15 protein-coding genes are annotated in these 21,205 nt (G+C 54.5%); 7 read left to right on the top strand and 8 right to left on the bottom strand.

Annotation, left to right across the window (positions count from 1 at the left end; translation table 11 throughout):
* Nucleotides 1-32 precede the first annotated feature (32 nt).
* From BQ5591_RS19445 to BQ5591_RS19430, 4 genes are all read right to left on the bottom strand, one after another.
* A complete protein-coding gene (locus BQ5591_RS19445) occupies nt 33-1,355 on the bottom strand; it encodes a TolC family protein (RefSeq protein ID WP_071150590.1) in 1,323 nt (440 codons plus the stop codon).
* Nucleotides 1,355-4,387, bottom strand: coding sequence for an efflux RND transporter permease subunit (locus BQ5591_RS19440; protein WP_071150589.1), 3,033 nt, complete (start codon nt 4,385-4,387; stop codon nt 1,355-1,357). Before BQ5591_RS19440 ends, BQ5591_RS19445 begins: the two co-directional genes overlap by 1 nt.
* Before the next feature lie 116 nt (nt 4,388-4,503).
* On the bottom strand, nt 4,504-5,586 hold the full coding sequence (locus BQ5591_RS19435) for an efflux RND transporter periplasmic adaptor subunit (protein WP_022162673.1): 1,083 nt from the start codon (nt 5,584-5,586) through the stop codon (nt 4,504-4,506).
* Nucleotides 5,587-5,801: 215 nt separating this feature from the next.
* The gene (locus BQ5591_RS19430) at nt 5,802-6,332 is read right to left on the bottom strand and encodes a DJ-1/PfpI family protein (protein ID WP_071150588.1); all 531 of its coding nucleotides are present in this window, start codon (nt 6,330-6,332) and stop codon (nt 5,802-5,804) included.
* A 169-nt stretch (nt 6,333-6,501) separates the two neighbouring features.
* On the opposite strand from BQ5591_RS19430, the gene BQ5591_RS19425 reads away from it, so the two are divergent.
* Nucleotides 6,502-6,855 carry a winged helix-turn-helix transcriptional regulator gene (locus BQ5591_RS19425; RefSeq protein ID WP_071150587.1) on the top strand — a complete coding sequence of 118 codons (354 nt, stop codon included), beginning with the start codon at nt 6,502-6,504 and terminating at the stop codon, nt 6,853-6,855.
* A gap of 9 nt (nt 6,856-6,864) precedes the next feature.
* Here BQ5591_RS19425 and rsgA read toward each other — a convergent pair whose 3' ends face one another.
* Together rsgA and frr are read right to left on the bottom strand one after the other, a co-directional pair.
* Nucleotides 6,865-7,797, bottom strand: coding sequence for a ribosome small subunit-dependent GTPase A (rsgA, locus tag BQ5591_RS19420; RefSeq protein ID WP_022162670.1), 933 nt, complete (start codon nt 7,795-7,797; stop codon nt 6,865-6,867).
* A 105-nt stretch (nt 7,798-7,902) separates the two neighbouring features.
* Entirely contained in the window at nt 7,903-8,463 is a 561-nt protein-coding gene (frr, locus tag BQ5591_RS19415; RefSeq protein WP_071150586.1) for a ribosome recycling factor, read from the bottom strand.
* Nucleotides 8,464-8,938: 475 nt separating this feature from the next.
* On the opposite strand from frr, the gene BQ5591_RS19410 reads away from it, so the two are divergent.
* Nucleotides 8,939-9,700, top strand: a complete 762-nt coding sequence (locus tag BQ5591_RS19410; RefSeq protein ID WP_071150585.1) for a hypothetical protein — start codon at nt 8,939-8,941, stop codon at nt 9,698-9,700.
* On the opposite strand, the gene pyrH is transcribed toward BQ5591_RS19410, so the two are convergent.
* Complete coding sequence (gene pyrH / locus BQ5591_RS19405; protein WP_022162665.1) at nt 9,697-10,407, bottom strand: UMP kinase; 711 nt, start codon at nt 10,405-10,407, stop codon at nt 9,697-9,699. The two genes, BQ5591_RS19410 and pyrH, sit on opposite strands and share 4 nt — an antisense overlap.
* A 232-nt stretch (nt 10,408-10,639) precedes the next feature.
* Here pyrH and BQ5591_RS19400 point away from each other — a divergent pair, with 232 nt between their 5' ends.
* The 5 genes from BQ5591_RS19400 (at nt 10,640) to BQ5591_RS19380 (ending at nt 18,329) form a co-directional block, all read left to right on the top strand.
* Entirely contained in the window at nt 10,640-11,707 is a 1,068-nt protein-coding gene (locus BQ5591_RS19400) for an efflux RND transporter periplasmic adaptor subunit (protein ID WP_071150584.1), read from the top strand.
* Nucleotides 11,708-11,720: 13 nt separating this feature from the next.
* Nucleotides 11,721-14,759, top strand: a complete 3,039-nt coding sequence (locus BQ5591_RS19395) for an efflux RND transporter permease subunit (RefSeq protein WP_071150583.1) — start codon at nt 11,721-11,723, stop codon at nt 14,757-14,759.
* Nucleotides 14,760-15,054: 295 nt separating this feature from the next.
* Nucleotides 15,055-16,356 carry a TolC family protein gene (locus BQ5591_RS19390; protein WP_071150582.1) on the top strand — a complete coding sequence of 434 codons (1,302 nt, stop codon included), beginning with the start codon at nt 15,055-15,057 and terminating at the stop codon, nt 16,354-16,356.
* Nucleotides 16,357-16,469: 113 nt separating this feature from the next.
* The gene (locus BQ5591_RS19385; RefSeq protein ID WP_071150581.1) at nt 16,470-17,522 is read left to right on the top strand and encodes a sensor histidine kinase; all 1,053 of its coding nucleotides are present in this window, start codon (nt 16,470-16,472) and stop codon (nt 17,520-17,522) included.
* Between the two features lie 18 nt (nt 17,523-17,540).
* On the top strand, nt 17,541-18,329 hold the full coding sequence (locus BQ5591_RS19380; protein ID WP_071150842.1) for a LytR/AlgR family response regulator transcription factor: 789 nt from the start codon (nt 17,541-17,543) through the stop codon (nt 18,327-18,329).
* Here BQ5591_RS19380 and BQ5591_RS21005 read toward each other — a convergent pair.
* Entirely contained in the window at nt 18,326-21,088 is a 2,763-nt protein-coding gene (locus tag BQ5591_RS21005) for a heavy metal translocating P-type ATPase (RefSeq protein WP_083381042.1), read from the bottom strand. The genes BQ5591_RS19380 and BQ5591_RS21005 overlap by 4 nt on opposite strands.
* Nucleotides 21,089-21,205 lie beyond the last annotated feature (117 nt).

Genomic DNA, 21,205 nt, shown 5'->3' with positions numbered 1-21,205 from the left:
CTACTATCGGATACCTTTGGGAGGGTATTCGCTTATTCCAGATACTTAGTCACCTTGCCACTGATTTGCAGCAACGAGATTTCGCAGAGTTTCGTGTTGTACTCGGCAGTCAGTATGCGTTCTTCGGCGTCGAGCAGGCTCTTCTGTGCCTCGCGCATTTCGATACCGGACAGGTCGCCCAGCATGTATCGCTCCATGGCGATGTCGTGGTTGTCCTTGGCAGCGATGAGGTTCTGCCGTTCCAGGTTCAGCATTTCGAGGTTATTGCGGTAGGCTTGCCACAGGTTGCTCAGGTCGGCGCGCAGGGCCAGTTCCAGCTCGTTGCGTTGCAGGCGGGCGTTCTTCACGGCGATGGCGGCGTTGCGGCGTTCGCGGCGGCGGTTACCGTCGAAGAGGTTGAAGCCAATGGTCACTCCGCCGTTGAAGCCGAAGTTGTTGCGGCGGTCGTAGTTGTTCACGTCGTACTTGTTGAAGGTGTAGCCGTAGCCGGCGTTCAGCCGTACGTAGGGATAGTTGCGCGAGTTCACCTTTTTATAGTCCATCTGTGCCAGCACGGTGTTTTGGTCGGCCTTCAGCAGCGAGGCGTTCACGGCCAGTGTGGCGTTCCACAGTTCGTCGAAGTCGAGTGAGGCGTTGACGTCTATCAGGCTGTCGCGCGTCATGATGAGCTGGTCCACGTTCTCGTTGCCCATCAGTTCGTTCAGGTTGATGCGCGAGGTGTGCAGCAGTTCCTGTTGCTTCATGTACTGGGCGCTGTCGGCGTTGAAGTCCACTTTGGCTTGCTGGTAGTCCAGTCGCGAGAAGTTTCCGATGTGGTAGCGAGCTTCGACGATGCGCAGGCGTTCCTTCGACAGCTGCACGGCGTATAGCAGGTTCTTCATACGTATCTTCTGCTGCACGAAGTTGTAGTATTCGGCGGCCAGCGAGGCGATGAAGTCTTCCAGCGCGATGCGTGTGTTCGTCTCGCCCTGCTCGCGCAGCAGTTTCAGTTGCTGGTAGGTGGTCGAGATGTTGAACCCGTCGAAAAGCGTCCAGTTCAGGTCGATGCCCAAGTCTACGGTCTGGTCGAAGACGTTTCGGCTCTTTTCCGTCTCGCCCGTGGCGCGCAGGCGGCTGTCGGTGTTGTTCAGTGTGGCCTGGTAGCCGCCCGTCAGGTCGATGGTGGGCAGTGCTCCGGCGTTGGCCAGTGTGGCGTTGTTCTTGCTGATTTGTTCTTCGTTGTGGGTGATGCGCAACGAGTAGTTGTTGAGCAATCCCTGTTCGAGGCACGACTTCAGCGAGTACGTGGCAATGTTCTGTGCCTGCGCCGCCAGCAGGACGCAGGCGGCAGCAAGCGATAATATCAAGCGTTTCATTATATCTCTTTTAGTTTACTTCGGTTAGTCGATATATAACTGTAAATAGCAGGTACGATGTACATCGTCAGCAGCGTGGAGACGAGCATTCCGCCTACGACGGCCGTACCCATGGCGATACGTTGGTTGGCTCCCTCGCCACTGGCAAAGGCCAGGGGGATAAGGCCGATGATGGTCGAAGCACTGGTCATCAGGATGGGGCGCAGACGTTGCAGCGAAGCATCTTTGATGGCTTGCATCTTGTCTTCGCCTGCTTCCTGTTTCTGGTTGGCAAACTCTACAATCAAGATACCGTTCTTGGCCACCAGTCCGATAAGCATAATGATACCGATCTGGCTGAAAATGTTCATCGTAATGTCGCTGAAGTACATGAATATCAGCGCTCCGGCAATGGCCAGCGGCACGGTAAGCATGATGATAAGCGGGTCTTTAAAGCTTTCGAACTGTGCGGCCAGAATCAGATAAATCAGGAAGATGGCCAGGATGAAGGCAAACATCAGACTCGATGCGCTTTCGCTGTAGTCCTTCGAGTCGCCCGCCAGTGCGGTGCGGAAGGTTTCGTCCAGCACTTCGTCGGCTATCTTGTCCATCTCCTCCAGTCCCTCGCCGATAGTCTTTCCTTCCGATAGTCCGGCCGAGACGGTGGCCGACACGAAACGGTTGTAACGATACAGCTTCGGAGGTGCCGTTCCGTAGACCAGTTCGACAAGGTTGTCCAGCTGAATCATTTCGCCGGCATCGTTGCGGATGTACAGTCCCGTCAGGTAGGCGGGCTTGTTGCGTTGCTGGCGGTTGATTTCACCCAATATCTCGTACTGCTTGCCGTTCATGTAGAAATAGCCCATGCGCTGTCCACTCAAACCATACTGTAAGGTCTGCGCGATGTTTTTCGTACTGACTCCCATCACTCCAGCTTTGTCACGATTGATCTGAATGCGGGCTTCGGGCTTGCTGAACTTCAGGTCGACGTCGGCCATCTGGAATACCTCGTTCTCGTAGACACGCTCCATGAATTTGGGAAGCACTTCCTGCAACTTTTCGATGTTGGTGGCCTGCAACACGTATTGTACGGGCATGCTGGCACGCCGTCCACCAAAGGATGAAGGCTGGCGCAGGAAGGCGCGCGCTTCTGTCTCGGGCTTCAGGGCGCGGGTCAGCTTCTCGGCTACGTCCATCTGGGTGTAATCGCGTTCGCGTATGTCTTTCAGGGTGATCTGTACGTTTCCGCTACCGCTCGATACACGTGCCGTTACCGCAGCAGCGTCGGGGATAATAGAGTCGACTACATCATTGATGCGTTCCGTGTAGTCGCGGATGTATTCGTAGCTGACGCCCTCGGCGCCGATGGTGCTGATCGTGATTTGCGAACGGTCCTCCAATGGAGCCATTTCGGCAGGAATGCTGTTCCACAAGACGAAGATGATGCAGAACGTGGCCAGCGTGAATACCAGCGCAATCCACCGCTTACGCAAGAAGGCAGCCAGCGAACGACTGTACAGGCGGTTCATACCCTCGAAGAAAGGTTCCGTTTTGCGGTAGAACCAATTCTTCTGTTCCTGCCGTTTCAGCAGCTTGGTAGCCAGCATCGGTGTGAACGTAAGCGCGGCGAACGAAGAAATGATGATGGAGCCTGAAATGACGAAGCTGAACTCGCGGAACAGGCGGCCCGTGGTGCCCTCCATGAAGACGATGGGGAAGAACACCGCTACCAGCGTGATGGTAGTGGAGATGACGGCAAAGAAGATTTCCTTCGCACCCTCGATGCCCGCCTCTTTCGGCGGCATGCCGCGCTCAATGCGTACATAGATATTCTCGGTCATCACAATGGCGTCGTCTACTACCAGACCTACGGACAGGACAACAGCCAACATCGTCAGCACATTGATGGAGAAGCCAGCTACATACATTACGAAGAAGGCACCGATCAATGATACGGGAATTACGATACAAGGCACCAACGTCACGCGCCAGTCGCGCAGGAACAGGAAGATGATGATGATAACCAGCACGAAAGCCTCATAAACGGTGCTTTCCACTTCACTGATGGAGGCGCGGATGAACTTGGTGTTGTCGAAACCGTAGCTGTAGGTGACGTCTTCGGGCAAGTCTTTCTTCATGCGTTCCATACGGTCGTATACGGCGTCGGCTATCTGGATGTGGTTGGCACCGGGCTGGGGCACCACGACTACGCCCACCATGGGCACGCCGTTCATCTTCATGTAGCTCTTGATGTCGGCGGCACCCAGTTCGGCACGGCCTATGTCGCTGAAGCGGATGATACGGTTGGCGTCTTCCTTGATGATGAGGTTGTTGAACTCTTCAGGCGTGTGCATCAGTCCTAATGTGCGGATGGTCAGTTCGGTTGTATTACCTTCGATACTGCCCGAGGGGAGTTCGATGTTTTCCTGGTCGATGGCGTTCTTCACATCGACAGGCGTGATGCCGTAGCCCGACATCTTGGTCGGGTCGAGCCACAGACGCATGGAGTACTTCTTCTCACCCCAGATGCTGACGCTACTTACGTCGGAGATGGTTTGCAACTGTTCCTTGACGGTGAGGTCAGCAATCTCGCTCAGCTCCAGCAGCGAACGCTTGTTGCTTTGCAAGGCCACCATCAGGATGGGTACGGCATCGGCGTCGGCTTTCGACACGGTGGGAGGGTCGCAGTCGCGCGGCAGGTAGCGTTGGGCACGCGACACCTTGTCGCGCACGTCGTTGGCGGCCGTTTCCAGGTCGACGGAAAGTTCAAACTCCACCGTGATGCGGCTCATTCCCTGCTGGCTGACGCTGGTCAGCGAACGGATGCCGGGGATACCGTTGATGTTCTGCTCCAGCGGCTCGGTAATCTGGTTCTCGATAACGTCGGCGTTGGCACCCGTGTACGAGCAGGACACGGAGATAATGGGATTGTCGACCGACGGATATTCGCGCACACCGAGGTAGGTATAACCAATGAAGCCGAAGAGCAGGATGATGATGGTCAGTACCGTTGACAACACGGGGCGGCGTATGCTTAGTTCGGATATGTTCATGTTAGTCAGTGAATAGGAAATAATTAATAATGAAAAACGGGAAAGGCGTTGACAGGCTCTACAGAAGCGGCGGTCGCGGTGCCGTCTCTCCGTTCCTAACTATTAATTATTAATTTTTAATTATTAATTCTATCGATGGTCACAGCCATTCCCGTGCGCAACTGTTGCGTACCCGAGATGATGACGGTATCGCCTTCGGCCAGTCCTTTTACGACCTGCACAAGTGCTTCGGTGCGGATGCCGGTGACGATTTCGGTCGGTTCGGCTTTACCCGAGCGGTACAGGAATACCTTGTCCTTACCCATTTCGGGCACGATGGCTTGCGAAGGAATGGCCAGTGCGTCTTTGAACTCCTGTTTCTTCAGTGTGATAGAGGCGTAGCGTCCCGGCATGATGCCTGTGGGGTTAGGGTAGAGGGCGCGTACGGTCAGTGTGTGGGTGTTGATGTCGAGGCTGGACTCGCGTGCATAGACTTGTGCGTGATAGTCCTCAAGCGATCCTTCGAGGTTGAAGGTGAGGTTGGTGCCCACCTTGATGTCGCGGGCATAACTTTCCGATACCGAGAACTCCAGCTTCAGAGGCGATATCTTGGTCAGCTTGGCCACGATGGTCGTTGGTGAGGCATAGGCACCTACGCTGACCTGACGCAAACCGATGACACCGTCGAAGGGGGCACGCAGTTCGGTCTGTGCTATCTGGGCTTCGACGCTTTCGATGTCGGCGTTCAGCGTGGCCAGTTCGGTTTTCACCTGTTCGTAGGCTTCTTGGCTGACGGCGTCGCGCTTCAGCAGGGCGTCCTGACGGAACACGCGGTCTTCGGCCAGCTTCAGTTGGGCTACAAGGCGTTGCAGCTGTGCTTGCAAGGGGCGGTCGTTTACCTTGGCCAGCAGCTGCCCTTTCTTGACGGCGGTGCCTTCTTCAAAATTGATTTCGGTGATTTTGCCCGATGTTTCGAACGACAGGTTTACTTCTTCGTCGGGTATCAGACTACCGATGATGGGGATTTCGTCGGTAAGGACTTGCGGGCGTACAATGACGGCGTTGATGTTAAGCGCCTTTTTCCCTTTACTTTGATTAGTCATCACTTTGTTGGCTTCGGCCAACTCTTCGTTTGGTTTGGGCATTTGCGAATAAATTCCCCAGCCTGCCAGGCCGGCGCCTATCACGGCGATGATGCCCCATTTTACTCTCTTCTTCATGCTCTATTGTCGTAGTATTAGTAGTGTATAATTCAGCCATTTGATTGGGCTTCTAAATTACGCAAAGGTTTAAAGCGAAGAAAGAAGATTATGCTTTATTAACAGAGGTGGTTAATGAACACAGACATGGGCAGATAAAAGAATATGGTTCTGCCATCGGGAAACCGATGCCGGGCAGAACCATATATGAGAGAGGTCCTAAAACGAAAGTGCGTTTATCCTTTCAGAGCTGTCAGGACAGAGGGCAGCAATGCTGCGATCTTGTTTTCGTTTTGGGCGGTGTAGAAGTTTCCGTCCGTCTCGGTAGCGTTATCGGTGGCTGTTCCGTTCACGATGGCGGGTTTTGCCAACGGATGCACAGCCAATTTCCTGCCTTTTGTGATGCCGGCTTTTTCGAACATCAGTGCGGCTGCGCAATGTCCGATCATGATTTTTCCTTTTTCGCCAAACGTTTTCAGAACTTCCATCAACATGATGTTATGTGGCTCGTCGGCATGTTGGGCAAAGACAGGAATGGCATCGCCGCAGGCAAAGACCAGTGCATCGTATTCGTCCTCATGCCCTTTCAGGTTAGCTATAACATCGTCTGCTTGCAGGGCAATGCCCGAGTTGGTCCGAATGTCTTTGGTGGGAGATACGGCATATATTTTGTAGGAAATGCCGTTTTCGTAAAATGCCTCCAGATACTGGAACAGGCCCGAGCCGTTTACTGGGTTTACGGCCAATACTGCTACTCTTTTTTTCATAAGTTTAAATGTTTAAATTGTACATTGGTTATTCAAAGTAACTTTCTTACTTTTGTGTGGACAAAGGTAGCGGGAAACTTGCTACGTGGCAAGAAGGCACTTGATTGTAAGATACTTACACGTATGTAACTTTTGCTGGATATGAACGGATTGTAAAAGGTTAAAAAGAATGAAAAACTTTCATCATGTAGGTGCCTGTCCTGTGCGCGACGTGCTGGACAGGCTGGGAGACAAGTGGACAATGCTGGTACTTATTACGCTGAAAGCGAACGGAACGATGCGTTTCAGCGATATCGCGAAGTCTATAGGTGATGTGTCGCAACGGATGCTGACCGTCACTCTGCGGCATTTGGAGGCAGACGGGCTGGTGAGCCGGCAGGTTTATCCTGAGGTGCCGCCGCGGGTAGAATATGAACTGACGGAAAGCGGCTATAGCCTGATGCCCCATATTGAGAATCTGGTGGCGTGGGCGTTAGAGCATCAGGACGAAATTCTGTCGAGACGTAGCCGGGCAGAGGGGTAACAGTCAGACTTAATACCCCGAACGGTACTTGCCCTCTTCCTTATCTTCGAGCATGCTGAGGTAGGACTGGTAGCGTGACTCGCTGATGTAGTGTTCTTCGACGGCGCGGAGAACAGCACAACCGGGCTCGTGACGGTGGGTGCAGTTGCCGTAGCGGCAGTCGGCCGAGGTGCGGAAGATTTCGGGGAAGTAGTGGCCTATTTCCTCTTCTTCCATGTCGAAGGTGCCGAAGCCTTTGATGCCCGGCGTGTCGATGATGTAGCCGTCGCCTTCGACGGGGAACATTTCGGAGAATGTAGTGGTGTGCATTCCCTTGTTGTGGACGGTAGATATCTCGCCCGTCCGTGCGTCGGCTTCGGGCAGGATGGCGTTGATGAGGGTGGACTTGCCTACGCCCGAGTGGCCCGAGAACAGGGTGACGCGTCCGCGCAGTTCGGCCTTGATGGCGTCGATGCCCAGTCCTTGCTTGGCCGATACCTTGAAGCAGGGGTAGCCGATGGTGGTGTAGAGGTGGATGAGGCTGTCCAGATAGTGCAACTCGTCTTCATCGTAGGCGTCTACCTTGTTGAAGATGATTTTGACGGGTACGCGGTAGGCTTCGGCCGAGGCCAGAAAGCGGTCGATGAAGGTAGTAGAGGTTTCGGGATAGTTGACGGTGACGATGAGCATGCACTGGTCGAGGTTGGAGGCGATGATGTGCGACTGTTTCGACAGGTTCGAGGCGCGGCGGATGATGTAGTTCTTGCGGTCCTCGATTTCGGTGATGAAGGCGGTGCCTTCTTTGTTTTGGATAATCTGCACGTAGTCGCCCACAGCCACGGGATTGGTGCTGCGGATGCCTTTCAGGCGGAAGTTGCCTTTTACCTTGCATTCGATGCATTGGCCTTCGTCGGTCTTGACGAGGTACCAGCTGCCTGTATTTTTGATGACAAGCCCTCTCATTTAATTAGAATCGGGGAAATGAAGAATGAAGAATGAAGAATTGGGCTGCGCAACAGCCACCCGTAAGGAAATTCTTCATTCTTCGTTCTTCATTCTTCATTCAGTTTATACCGTCATGATTTCTTTCTCTTTAGCGGCCAGCATTTCGTCGATCTGCTTGATGTACTTGTCGTGTACCTTCTGCAGCTTTTCTTCGCCGCCCTTCTGTGCGTCTTCGGCCAGGCCTTCCTTGACGGCTTTCTTCAGTTGGTCGATGGCATCGCGGCGAGCGTTGCGTACGCTTACTTTGGCTGTTTCGCCTTCGCCCTTACACTGTTTGGCCAGTTGCTTACGGCGTTCCTCGGTCAGCGGCGGTATGCCGATGCGGATGATTTCGCCGTTGTTTTCGGGCATGATGCCCAGCGATGAGTCGATGATGGCTTTCTCGATGACGCGGAACATGTTCTTGTCCCACGGCTTGATGGCGATGCTGCGTGCGTCGGGTGTCGTCACGGCTGCCACGTTGTTGATGGGCACCATGCTGCCGTAGGAGTCAACACGGATACCGTCCAGCAGGCGTACGTCTGCCTTTCCGGCACGGATGTGGGCCAGTGCGTCGTCCAGATACATCACTGCCATGTCCATTTTCTCCTGCGCTTCGCCTAAGATGTCTTTTACGTCTTTCATATCGTTTCGTTCGTTATAGGATGGTTGATTTGATTAAGTTTAGCAAATGTAGCGTATTATTCCTTTTCTTGCAACAAAGTGGAGATTTTTTTGCTCGTTCGGTTCGTCGGGAATGCTTGTTGCGGAGGAAAACAGGGCTTTTCGGCTCGGAAAACAGCGTTTTCGGCCTTCGGAAACCTTGTCTTTTTTCTATTTCAAATGTCCGTATTTTGCTATCGCTCTGTATCTGAGGCGAATGCGAAAAATTGCTTCCGTTTTTTCCGACGGACGGGCTGTGGGGCGGAAATATCGGATTCTAGGCGGGTTGGCGATGCAAAGTGTCAAAATGTCGACTGTCGGTTGTCGGCGCGCAAGGTGGGCGGATGGCTGTCGGCGGGCGGTTGAAAAAAAACTCCTGATTGCCGGTACGCCATTTGGAGGAAATACATATCTTTGCTCATCGCCAACAGGCGAACGAAGTTAAATATCGAAATAGATGAAAAAAGGCTTGCTGTTTTTCTTTCTGATGTGTGCCGGTGCTTGTCTTCCGGCCTTGGCCCAACAAGATGATGCGAGGGCTCTTCAGTATCACGAGATGCGTTATCAGCCCCAGCTGCACTTTAGCGTGGGTGTGGGGGCGAATACAGATATGAGCGAACCGTCGCCCAATCCGGCTTCCCTGCTGTTCGGGGTACGTCCGGAGACGGTGCCCGCATTCGACTTGCGGATGATGCACCTGTTTGCACCGCGCTTCGGGTGGTATGCCGACGTGCGTTTCAAACTGTTTAAGAGCCGCAACGTGTACGAAACTCTGGGGTCGCAGCTGGGTGAAGCGTTGCTGAACAAGCTGTTGCCGGGAATCGACCATCTGCATCTGGCCTACAGCATAGGCGGTGTGTTCCGCATCGAGGGCGACCGCTGGCAGTGCTATCCCCGTCTCGGAATCGGGCAGAGCTATTATGGTACCAACCGCAAAGCAGAAAGCATTAAGGAGGGCGAGAAGGAACTGTTGCTGAACTGCGACGGGGCGGCCATCTGCCTGAACTTCGGTGTATCCACGCAATATCGCCTGACGCCCCGGATGGCTTTGCTGTTCGACGTATTCTGGCAACAGCCGCTCAGCACGGCCAAGAGCTACCTGTACGAAAAAGAAGGCGAGGCCGAAGCTCAGGAGTATGTCTACCGCAGCAGCACCATCGGGCGCGAACTGAATGTCAGTCTGGGAGTCAACTTCTGCTTCGGCCCCGCCCGTCGTTAGTTGTGTACCAGCGTACCTATTTCCTCGCCGGCGATGACTTTCTTCAGGTTGCCCACGGTATCCATGTCGAAAACGATGATGGGCAGGTTGTTTTCCTTGCACATGCAGGTGGCGGTGAGGTCCATCACTTTGAGGCCGCGGCGCAGCACTTCGTCGTAGGTGATGTCGTGGAACTTCGTGGCTGTCGGGTCCTTTTCGGGGTCGGCGGTGTAGATGCCGTCCACGCGCGTACCTTTCAGCATCACGTCGGCTTCAATCTCGATGCCGCGCAGTGAAGAGCCTGTGTCCGTGGTGAAGAAGGGGTTGCCCGTTCCGGCAGACATGATGACTACTTCGCCTGCTTCCATGCATTCGATGGCGCGCCATTTATTGTAGAACTCACCGATGGGCTCCATGCGTACTGCTGTCAGTACACGTGCCTTTACACCTGCGGCCACCAGTGCCGAGCTCAGCGCCAGGCTGTTGATGACTGTAGCCAGCATACCCATCTGGTCGCCCTTCACGCGGTCGAAACCTTTTGAGGCTCCGCTCAGTCCGCGGAAGATGTTTCCTCCGCCGATGACGATTCCTATCTGTACGCCCATTGCGTGTATTTCCTTAATCTGTGCTGCATATTCGGCCAAACGCTTCTCGTCGATGCCGTACTGCTTTTCGCCCATCAGGCTCTCGCCGCTGAGCTTCAGTAAGATTCTTTTGTACATTGCCATAATTCATTCAGTTTTTCGGTTTGGGGCAAAGGTAGGAAGAAAAAACGAGAGCAGATGTAAGTGACTTCCTGAATTTGTTGCGTAGCAGTGCTGAAAAAAAGCAAGTTCTTCTTTCGATTGGCATTTTCTCCGTTTCAGTCGCCCGAAACTTCGCTTGGGTAAGAATTCTCTTATATCCTTCCGGCTTCGCTTTATTTTTGCAGCAGTGATTATATGCAGAAGTAAACGAGTTATGAAGAAGAAAATGAAAACAGAACTTTGTGGTGTGTGTCTGGCTCTGCTGCTGACAGCATGCGGAGGGCCGGCCGAAGAAAACCGGGCATTGCCCGTAGTCAGCGTGGCGCAAGCCGAAGCCGTGACAGGCAGCGGCAGTCGCAACTATACCTTTATCTCCGAACCCTGCCGCACGACGGAACTGGCCTTCCGTGTGGGCGGACCTGTGCAGAGCTTTACAGTACAGAGCGGTCAGTTCTTCCGCAAGGGGCAACTGATTGCCGCTATCGACCCGCGCGATTTCCTTGTCCGCAGGGAGCGCGCCGAAGCCCTTTGCCGTCAGGCCGAAGCCGACTATCGCCGTACGGCCAGCCTGTACGAGAAGAATAATGTATCTGGCACGGCTTACGAGAAAGCCCGTGCCGACTATGCCCGCGCCCGTGCCGATTACGACATGGCGCTGAACGAACTGAACGATACCCGGCTGATAGCCCCTTTTGATGGCTATGTGCAGCAGGTATACATTGAACGCCATCAGGAAGTGAAAGCCTCGCAGCCCGTGCTGACTTTCATCGACCTTTCGCAGGTGAAACTGGAAACTTACGTGCCCGAGGACATGGCCGTATCGCTTCGCCGCGGGGTGCCCGATTCAGTGTTTCAAGTACGCTTCGACCGTTTGCCTGGACAGGTGTTTGCTCCTGCCGAAACCTATCTGACGCAGACGGCAGCCGATAATAATCTCTCTTTCCGACTCACTCTTTTACTGGACAATCAGGACAATAGCTTGCTTGGAGGAATGGCAGGGAGTCTCTCTGTATCTCTCTCCTCAACTTCTGCTTCACTCTCCTCTCTGGCCATTCCCCAGGCGGCTGTCTGTCAGGACGACCGCCGGGGCAGCTATGTCTGGACGGTGCAGGCCGACGGCAGTGTGAGTCGTTGTCCGGTTACATTGGGCCGTTTGCTGAAGGATAGCCGCGTAGAAGTTGTTTCTGGCTTGAAGCCCGGTCAGCAGGTAGCCGTGACGCGTCAGGCCTATCTGAACGAAGGCGAAAAGGTAGTAGTGGAACAGGCTGATGCCGCAGAATAGGAGGGAACATCGCATGAAGACGATTGCTAAATTTTTCCTGAAGAACAAAGCGCTGAGCTGGCTGTTACTGGGGCTGATATTGCTGGGAGGCATCATCTCGTACATCGGTATGGGTAAGCTGGAGGACGCACCGTTCACCATCAAGCAGGCCGTAGTGACCACGACTTATCCCGGCGCTTCGCCGTTGGAAGTGCAACAGCAGGTGACCGATGTGCTCGAAGAAGCCATACAGTCGCTGGGCGAGCTTTATTATCTGAAGACGGAAAACCGCGCCGGTCTGTCCAAGATTACCGTTTATGTGAAGAAAGAGATACGTGCCGATGCCATGCAGCAGCTTTGGGACAAATTGCGCCGCAAGGTAGGCGATGCACAAAGCAAGCTGCCTGCAGGAGCAGGTACTTCGGTCGTGAACGACGACTTTGGCGATGTGCTCGGCGTGTTCTATGCCCTGAGCAGCACGACACGTACGTACCGCGAGCTGGAAGATCAGGCCGAACGCATCAAGAACGAACTGCTGGATGTGGAGGATGTGGCCCGGGTGGAACTTTTTGGTGTGCAGAACCGTACCATCGAGATAGAGGCCGATCCTGCGTTGCTGGCTGCCAGTGGCGTAACGATGGCCGACATCGCTGCTGCCTTCGATCGCCAGAACCGTGTAGTAGATGCCGGTGCGGTAGAGACGGCACACAACCGCCTTCGTGTGGAGGCATCGGGCAGTTTCACGACATTGGAAGAACTGGAGAACTTGACAGTAGTGTCGCGTAGCGGAGCTTACTTCCGTTTAGGCGAGATAGCTGCCGTGAGCGAAGCCTATCTGCACCCGGCACGCAGCCTGATGCAGACCGATGGCGTACCGGCCGTGGGCATTGCCATCTCGACTGTGGCCGACGGCAATATGGTGGATATGGCCGAACGGGTGTCTGCCCGCATCGGCGAGCTGGCCGACGCAATGCCCGAGGGTTATCACCTCTCTGTCGTTTACGATCAGGGCCGCGAATCTGCCGCTGCTAACGATGGTTTTGTCCTTAACCTCATCATTTCGGTGGTGACGGTGGTGGCTGTGCTGCTTTTCTTCATCGGCATGAAGAACGGTATCCTGATAGGCAGCGGACTGGTATTCTCCATTTTCGGTACACTGATATATATGTATGGTACAGGCATTGCCCTGCAACGCATGTCGCTGGCAGCCATCATCATTGCAATGGGTATGCTGGTAGACAATGCCATTGTGGTCTACGATGCCACGTTGGTCAACATGCAGCGCGGCATGCGCAAGCGGACAGCCATCCTTTCGGCTGTAGGCACTACGGCTATGCCTTTGCTGGGAGCTACGCTTATCGCCGTACTTACTTTCCTGCCTGTTTACCTTTCGCCGCACATCACGGGCGAACTGCTTTCATCACTCTTCATTGTGATTGCCGTGTCTCTGTTGCTCAGTTGGGTACTGGCCATTTCGCAGAACGTGTTCTTCGTGCAGGAGTTCGTACGCCGTCCCCGTCCGGAGGAGCTGAAAGGCGAACTCTTCCAGGGACGTCTTTACGACCGTTTCCGCCGTGCTTTGCGGTGGACCATCCGTCATCGTTATGCCGTACTGGCAGGCATGCTGGGTCTGTTGCTGTTGAGCGGTATGGCTTTCCGGCTGATTCCCCAGCAGTTCATGCCTTTGCTCAACAAGCAGTATTTCTCTGTAGACATGTGGCTGCCCGAGGGTACCCGCGTGGAGGAGACGGCCCGTCAGGCCGAGGCACTGGCCGACACGTTGATGCGTCGTGTGGGAGTCAGACATGTATCGGTTTTCGTAGGGCAGACACCGCCGCGTTACTATCTGGCTAACGCTGCTTATGGTCCGCAGAGCAATTATGCCCAGTGTCTGGTCGAGGCCGAAAGTCCTTCTGTAGCCCGGCAGATGCAGGCTGGTTTGCAGGATGAGTTGTCGCAACGTTTCTCGGACGCACTGGTACGTGTCAACCGTTTTGAACTGAACTCCATTCCGCAGGCACTCATCGAAGCCCGTTTCTGTGGAGACGATCCGCGGGTGCTCGACTCGTTGACGCAGGCTGCTATCGACGTGATGCGGCGCAATCCCAAAGTAATGAATGCCCGTAACGAGTGGGGTAACAAAGCCATGATGCTTCGGGCTGCCTACTCCCCCGTGAAGGCGGGCCGTCTGGGCTTGGGCAAGGCCGACCTGATGACAGCCGTAAAGAGCACGGGCGACGGTACGGCCGTGGGCATCTACCGCGATGGCGACAAGCAGGTACCCGTATTGTTGCGCACGGCGGGTGGCAACAACCTGTCGCAAGACGGCTTGGGCGACCTGGCTGTATGGAACGGACGCAACTCTGCCCCGCTGGCACAGCTGACCGACAGCATTGCCCTTGCCTGGGAGTGGCCGCTGGTGAAGACCTACAACCGGCAGCTTTCGATGGCGGCTCAGTGCGACGTCCGTCCCGGTCACACGATGAAGGAAGTGCTTGGTGAAATCCGTAGCGAGATTGAACAGATGCAGTTGCCGCCGGGTTACACCTTCTTCTGGGACTCGCAATACAAGGACCAGAAAGAAGCCATGGCCGCACTGACGAAATATTTCCCCCTGGCACTGGTGTTGCTGGTACTTATTCTCGTGGCATTGTTCGGCAATTTCCGCCAGCCGTTGCTCATCTTCCTCATCCTTCCGCTTTCGGTCATCGGGGTGGTGATAGGCATGTTGGTGACAGGTTTTCAGTTTGGCTTCTTCTGCATTGCGGGCTGGCTGGGGTTGCTGAGTATGATTATCAAGAACGTCATTGTGCTGGTCGACGAGGTGAACCTGCAACGCAAGGCGGGTGTAAAAGCTTCGGATGCTATTGTTGAGGCTACGGTGTCGCGTACACGGCCTGTGCTGATGGCTGCCGTCACGACCATCTTTGGCAGCATCCCGTTGCTGTTCGATGTGGTGTTCGGCGGTATGGCGGCTACCATTGTCTTCGGGCTTTCGTTTGCCACGTTGCTTACGCTCTGCGTGACACCTGCTCTTTATGCAGTTTTCTATCCGGAAGCAGCCAAGAAGTGAGCTGTTTGTACAGAACATTAATCAGACATTATTCACCTTAATCAAGTTTTACGGATGATATTGTTCTGCTTTAGCCTGATTAAACAGTCAGTTTAGCCTTGGTAAACTCTCAGTTTACTGCCGATAAACCGACAGTTCAAAGCCGGTAAACTCGAAGTTTACTACGGATAAACCGACTGTTTATTTCCGATAAACAGAAGATAAACTGATGCAGCCTTGTTTGTCAGGTGTTTGTAAGCCCCTTGACTTATGGCTGTCAGTTGCAAGACTTAACTTATTTAACAACCATTATCGTATGAAATCAAGATATTCTATCACTATGTGTTGTGCCTTGTTGGCATGTACCCTGCAAGGACTTGCACAGGAACATCCGTTGCTCGATGCCTATCGTGCCCAGGTACAGGCTTACAGTCCCGACCTGCGGGCTGCCGAACATGCCGTGGGCGCAAGCGATGCAGCGCGGCAGATGGCACGTGCTGACTTTCTGCCCAAACTTTCGGGAGGGGCCAACTTCAACTATACAGGAGAGCCGTTGCAACTGGACGTAAACGTGCCGGGCACAGATGATGTACTTTCCTTCGAAGGAAGAAATACGAAGTACGGTGCTTCGCTCAACTTGTCGCAACCGTTGTATACAGGCGGTGCCTTGCAGGCAGCTTACGACAAGGCACGGGGCGAGGACCAAATAGCCCGTCAGGAAGTGCGTCGCGTGACGAACGATCTGCGATACGAGGCCGACGTACGTTATTGGAACCGTGTGGCCCAGTGCGAGCTGGTGTCTGTAGCCGACCGTTACCGTACGTCGGTAGCGCAGTTGGTTGCGGTGGTTCGCGAACGGGTGGAGCTGGAGTATACCGACCGTAACGACCTGCTGATGGCCGAAGTACGGCTGAACGATGCCGACTATCGGTCGGAACGTGCCCGCAACGAAGCCGAAGTAGCTCGCCTCTCGCTCAACGCTCTGGCCGGAATCCCCTCCGGGGAGCAGATACTGACAGACACGCTGGTGGCAGTTCCTTCTCTGGCCGGATTGTCTTTTCAGGTGGAGGATGCTCTGTCGCGTCGCCCCGAGATGCAGATGGCCGAGACGAACATCGGCGTGCAGCAATCTGCCGCACGCATGGCCAATGCCCGTTATCTGCCCTCGCTTTCTGTGGGAGTGGATGGTAACTACTCGTCGCCGGGCTATGACTTCCGGGCAGACCTCGACCCCAACTATTCGGTTTACGCCAAACTCAGTGTGCCTATCTTTGAGTGGGGCAAACGTCGTCATACCCGCAACAAAGGCCGCTATCAGGTAGACATAGCCCGTGAACGCTGTATGCAGGTGGCCGACGGGCTGCGTCTGGAGGTAGAAACAGCCCGTTGCAACTACCAGCAGGCAATGGAGCAGGTGCGACTGACCGAAAGTTCGTTGCGCAAGGCGGCCGAAAGTGAGACGTTGGCACTGGATAAATATCGCGAAGGCAGTGTCTCCATTGTAGAGGTTATCAATGCACAGCTCTATCATCTGGAGGCACAACAGAACCATATCCGTTCGAAACTGAACGCCTGTCTGGCAAAAAGTGCATTGCAGCGGGCTTGTGGGGAAGGATAAATCGCTATATTTGCGGGTGTACCGCCGCCGGTGTACAGGAAATTATCCGGATGCGCAGGCGGACTGTACGCCGAAGCTACCGGCTTTGTACAATGAACAAAAACAGAACTCGTATGCGACCGACCAGACAATCATACATTTGGGACATCTTGCTGTATTCCGGATTGGGATGTTTTTCCTATTTCTTCCTGGTGCGCTTTGCCGACATTCCTTTGCGCCATCAGGACCGGCTGCTGACACCCCAAGCCTTTGTAGCTGTGATGCTGTTGTTCAACGGCGTGGGACTGGGAATGCGTTATATCCGGTTGCGGTTGCGGAGCAGCTATCCGGCCTTTCTCGACAACCGGCGGCGGATGGTGCTCTTTCTGGTGCTGTCGGCCTTGTTTCTGTTTGCCCTCAACTATCTGCTGCTGGTATCGGTGAAACTGCTGCTCGACATTCCCCATCCTTTTCAGTTGGTGTATAAGGGGACACGCCTGCTGCTTATTACGTGGCTGACGGAGCTGGTCATTGTCAGTCAGTCGGTCAGTAACCGTTTTTACAGGGACTTGCTTGCTGCTTACCGCCGTACGCAACAGCTGGAGGAAAGCGCCTTGCAGGCCCGCTACATGGCACTGCAAAGTCAGCTCAATCCGCATTTTCTGTTCAACAGCCTCAATACGCTGATTGCCGAAATCGAATACAATCCGCAGGGAGCAGTCGGCTTTACCCGGAACCTGTCCGACGTTTACCGTTATATCCTGACGTGTCAGGACAAGCGCCTGGTGAGTCTGCACGACGAAATGGGGTTTGTCGATACGTATGTCCAGCTGCACCGTGTCCGTCTGGGTGATTGTCTGACGGTAGACTGGCAAGTGGCCGATGCCATTCGCGAGGAAGCCCAACTGCCACCCCTTACGCTGCAACTGCTGGTCGAAAACATTGTGAAACACAACGTCATCAGTCCTTCGCGCCCGATGACTGTGACGGTGGAGGCACTGACGGACGGAGAAGGAAGTGCCTGGCTGCGTGTGTCGAATCCCGTACATCCCAAGTTGGGAGCTGTTTCAGGCGGACATGGGCTGAAGAACCTGGCGCAGCGCTACCGTCTGCTGTGTGGTAAGGAGATTGTTGTGGAGAAGCAGGAGAATTGTTTTGATGTGAAAGTTCCTTTACTATATGAATGAATACCGATGGATGAATTGATGAACAAGAAGACAATCAGGGCTGCCATCATCGAAGACGAGCTGCCCGCCGCCCGACTGCTGCAAGGCATGCTGAAAGAGCTGCGCCCCGAGTGGGACATCCTGCTGCTGCCCGGAACGGTAGAGGAGTCAGTGCAATGGTTTGCAGCCAATCCTCATCCTGACTTGCTTTTCCTGGATATACAACTGACAGATGGGTTGTCTTTCTACTTCATCGAGCAGGCACAGCCCGAAAGCATGATTGTGTTCACAACCGCTTACGACGAGTACGCCGTCCGTGCCTTCACCGTGAACAGCATCGATTATCTGCTGAAACCTATCCATCGGGAGCGTCTGGCCGATGCCCTCCTGAAGTTTGAACGTCTGACGGCTCCCCGCATCCGTCAGCAAAACAGTTTGCTCGATATGCCCGAACTGCTTCGTGCCCTTGCCGGACATCAGGCAAGCGCCTATCGTACCCGTTTCTTAGTGAACGGTGCACGCAACCTTTACACCCTGGCTGTGGACGAGGTATGTTACTTCTATTCGGAGGAGAAAGTGACTTTTGCCGTAACGGCCGATCGCCGCACGCACATCATCGATCTGCCACTTGCCAAACTGGAGGAACAACTCGACCCGAAACGCTTCTTCCGCGTCAGTCGCCAGTTCATCCTTTCGGCCAACTGTATTCGTGATCTGGAGCCTTACTTTAACGGAAAAATGGTAGTACACGTTACGCCTCCTTTCGACGGCAGCATTCAGGTGAGCCGGGAACGGGTAGCGGCCTTGAAGCTGTGGCTGAACAGTTAGGCCTGTTCAGCCGCCAGAATCTGATAATCTCCGGCTTCCTTCGTAATCTGTGCCTGTAGCTCTTCCAGTGTGTAGCTTTTGCCGTCGGTGAATTCGATGGTGGCTGCGGGCGGGTCGAGGGTGACGGTGGCACGGACGCCTTCCAGACTGTTCAGGGCTTTCTCCACGTGCATGCGGCAGTGGTTGCACATCATACCTTCAATTTTATAGGAAGACTTAGAGAATGAAGAACCCTCGGAAAATGAAGAATGAGGAGTGGAGAATGAAGAATTTTCTTGAGGACGTTTGGGCATTGAGCAGCCCAATTCTTCATTCGTTTGGGATTCTTCATTTTTCATTTTTAATTCTTCATTACTCATAGATTCTTCATTACTCATAGATTCTTCATTCTTCATTCTTAATTCTTCATTTTTCAGCCTCAGACTATTTGTCACCACACTGACGCTGCTGAAGGCCATGGCTGCCCCGGCTATCATGGGATTGAGCAGAAAACCGCAGACGGGGTAGAGCACACCGGCGGCGATGGGCACTCCTATCAGGTTGTAGAAGAAGGCCCAGAAGAGATTCTGGCGAATGGTTCGCACGGTGAGGTGCGAGAGGCGCAGGGCTTCGGGCAGTTTGCCGAGGTCGCCCGTCAGCAGGGTGATGCTTGCCACGTCCATGGCTATGTCGCTACCGGTGCCCATGGCGATGCTGAGGTCGGCCTGTGCCAGGGCGGCGCTGTCGTTGATGCCGTCGCCCACCATGGCTACGGTTTTGCCCTCGTGCTGCAGGCGGGCGATGAACGAAGCCTTTTCTTGCGGCAGCACGCCGGCGTGGTAGTGGCGGATGCCTGCCTGGGCGGCGATGGCGCGGGCAGTGGATTCGTTGTCGCCCGTCAGCAGGTGGACTTCGATGCCCTGACGTTGCAGGGCGGCGATGGCTGGGCGCGAGGTCGGCTTGATGCGGTCGGCAATGGCGGCAATGGCCAGTGCTTCGTGTTCGTCGGCCAGCCAGATGACGGTCTGCGCTTCGGCCGTCAGTCGTTCGGCTTCTTCCTTCAGTTGCGGGCTGACACTGATACCTTGTTCGGTCAGCAGACGGCGGTTGCCGGCGTAGTAGAGGGTGCTGCCTACCGTGCCGCGGATACCCCGTCCGGTGAGGCTTTCAAATTGCCTAACTGGAGAAATATTTTTCTCTAACTGGGGAAAAATATTTTCCAAGTAGCGGACGATGGCTTCGGCCAGCGGATGTTCGGAGTGTTTTTCCAGTTCGTAGAAGGCTGCGGCCAGACGCTCGTCCTCGTTTTTCCAGCGGAGCGACGTCACTTGCGGATGGCCTTCGGTGACGGTACCCGTCTTGTCCAGCACTACGGCGTTTACGCGTCGGGCGCGTTCCAGGCTTTCGGCGTCCTTGATGAGGATGCCCCGTTCGGCTCCTTTGCCGATACCCACCATGATGGCGGTAGGTGTGGCAAGTCCCAAAGCACAGGGGCAGGCTATGATGAGCACGGTGACTAATGCCAGCAGGCCGTGAGTGAAGCCGCCGGCTGGGTCGAACACCATCCATGCGGCAAAGGCCAGCAGGGCGATGCCCATGATGACGGGCACAAAGATGCCCGCTATGCGGTCGGCCAGCTTCTGTACGGGAGCTTTGCTGCCCTGAGCGTCCTGCACCATGTGGATGATTTTGGCCAGCAGCGTGTTCTTTCCCACCTGTTCGGCACGGAAGACGAAGCTGCCTTTCTGGTTGATGGTGCCGGCATAGACACGGACACCCGCCTTTTTGCTGACGGGCACCGGCTCGCCACTCAGCATGCTTTCGTCCACATACGATTCGCCGCTGACTACTGTTCCGTCCACCGGTACCCGTTCGCCGGGTTTTACCAACAGCAGATGGCCGGGAAGAACCTGCTCCAATTTAAATGAAGAATTAAGAATGAAGAATGAAGAATCTTTGGAAAATGAAGAATGAGGAATGAAAAATGAAGAATCTTCTTGAGGACGTTCAGGCATTGCGCAGCCCAATTCTTCATTCTTCATTCTTAATTCTTCATTTAAATAGGGCTCTTCATTCCCAACAAGCGTTACCGTCTTCGGCTGCAGCCCCATCAGCTTCTTGATGGCACTGGTAGTGTTGCCTTTGGCACGCTCTTCGAGCAGACGGCCCAGCAGAATGAAGGCGATGATGACGCTGGAAGCTTCGAAATAGACGTGCGGCTCGATGCTCCGCGACAGCCAGAAGTCGGGAAACAGCAAGTTGAAGACGCTGAACAGGTAGGCGATGCCGGTGCTGAGGGCTACGAGGGTGTCCATGTTGGCTGCACCGTGTTTCAGTTGCTTCCAGGCATTGATGTAGAAACTTCGGCCTAACCAGAATACTACCGGCGTGGCCAGTATGCCCGTCACCAAGCCGGCATAAGGCATGTCCATGAAGACCATGCTGATGACGATGATGGGCAGCGACAGGACGATGGCCCACGTGGCGCGGAATTTCAGTGCCTGGTATTTCTGCCGGTGAGCTTGCTCCACTTCGTCGGCCGTATGTTCGTCGGTGTGTATCAGCAGGTCGTAGCCGGCTGCCTGTACGGCCTGTTGCAGGGATGCTTCGTCGCAGCAATCGGAGTCGTACTCGACGGTAGCCGTGGCGGCGGCATAGTTTACTGCCGCGTGCCGGACACCCGGCTGATGATTCAGTGCCTTGTCAACCCGCGCTGCGCAGGCGGCACAACTCATGCCCATCACAGGGAAGGTTTTCTGAATGGTATTCTTGTTGCTCATGTTATCCTTCTTTTGGCTTTTCGCGGTGCAAAGATACGGAAAACGGAGGACGTTGTGTCGGGAGTGGCTGTTAAAAGATGTGAGTTGTTCTGCCTGTCAGCCCCCGTCTGGAAGGCT

It is taken from the genome of Bacteroides ndongoniae, from assembly GCF_900108345.1.
Lineage (GTDB): Bacteria > Bacteroidota > Bacteroidia > Bacteroidales > Bacteroidaceae > Bacteroides > Bacteroides ndongoniae.
Note: the sequence above shows the minus strand (reverse complement) of the source record. Positions and strands in the feature narration are given on the sequence as shown.

Bases quoted from the DNA above. Each gene is read 5' to 3' on its own strand.
- rsgA (WP_022162670.1), bottom strand. From the start codon at position 7,797: ATGAGAGGGCTTGTCATCAAAAATACAGGCAGCTGGTACCTCGTCAAG.
- BQ5591_RS19445 (WP_071150590.1), bottom strand. From the start codon at position 1,355: ATGAAACGCTTGATATTATCGCTTGCTGCCGCCTGCGTCCTGCTGGCG.
- BQ5591_RS19390 (WP_071150582.1), top strand. From the start codon at position 15,055: ATGAAATCAAGATATTCTATCACTATGTGTTGTGCCTTGTTGGCATGT.
- BQ5591_RS19430 (WP_071150588.1), bottom strand. From the start codon at position 6,332: ATGAAAAAAAGAGTAGCAGTATTGGCCGTAAACCCAGTAAACGGCTCG.
- BQ5591_RS19380 (WP_071150842.1), top strand. From the start codon at position 17,541: ATGAACAAGAAGACAATCAGGGCTGCCATCATCGAAGACGAGCTGCCC.
- BQ5591_RS19400 (WP_071150584.1), top strand. From the start codon at position 10,640: ATGAAGAAGAAAATGAAAACAGAACTTTGTGGTGTGTGTCTGGCTCTG.
- BQ5591_RS19440 (WP_071150589.1), bottom strand. From the start codon at position 4,387: ATGAACATATCCGAACTAAGCATACGCCGCCCCGTGTTGTCAACGGTA.
- BQ5591_RS19395 (WP_071150583.1), top strand. From the start codon at position 11,721: ATGAAGACGATTGCTAAATTTTTCCTGAAGAACAAAGCGCTGAGCTGG.
- BQ5591_RS19410 (WP_071150585.1), top strand. From the start codon at position 8,939: ATGAAAAAAGGCTTGCTGTTTTTCTTTCTGATGTGTGCCGGTGCTTGT.
- BQ5591_RS19425 (WP_071150587.1), top strand. From the start codon at position 6,502: ATGAAAAACTTTCATCATGTAGGTGCCTGTCCTGTGCGCGACGTGCTG.
- BQ5591_RS19435 (WP_022162673.1), bottom strand. From the start codon at position 5,586: ATGAAGAAGAGAGTAAAATGGGGCATCATCGCCGTGATAGGCGCCGGC.
- BQ5591_RS21005 (WP_083381042.1), bottom strand. From the start codon at position 21,088: ATGAGCAACAAGAATACCATTCAGAAAACCTTCCCTGTGATGGGCATG.
- BQ5591_RS19385 (WP_071150581.1), top strand. From the start codon at position 16,470: ATGCGACCGACCAGACAATCATACATTTGGGACATCTTGCTGTATTCC.
- pyrH (WP_022162665.1), bottom strand. From the start codon at position 10,407: ATGGCAATGTACAAAAGAATCTTACTGAAGCTCAGCGGCGAGAGCCTG.
- frr (WP_071150586.1), bottom strand. From the start codon at position 8,463: ATGAAAGACGTAAAAGACATCTTAGGCGAAGCGCAGGAGAAAATGGAC.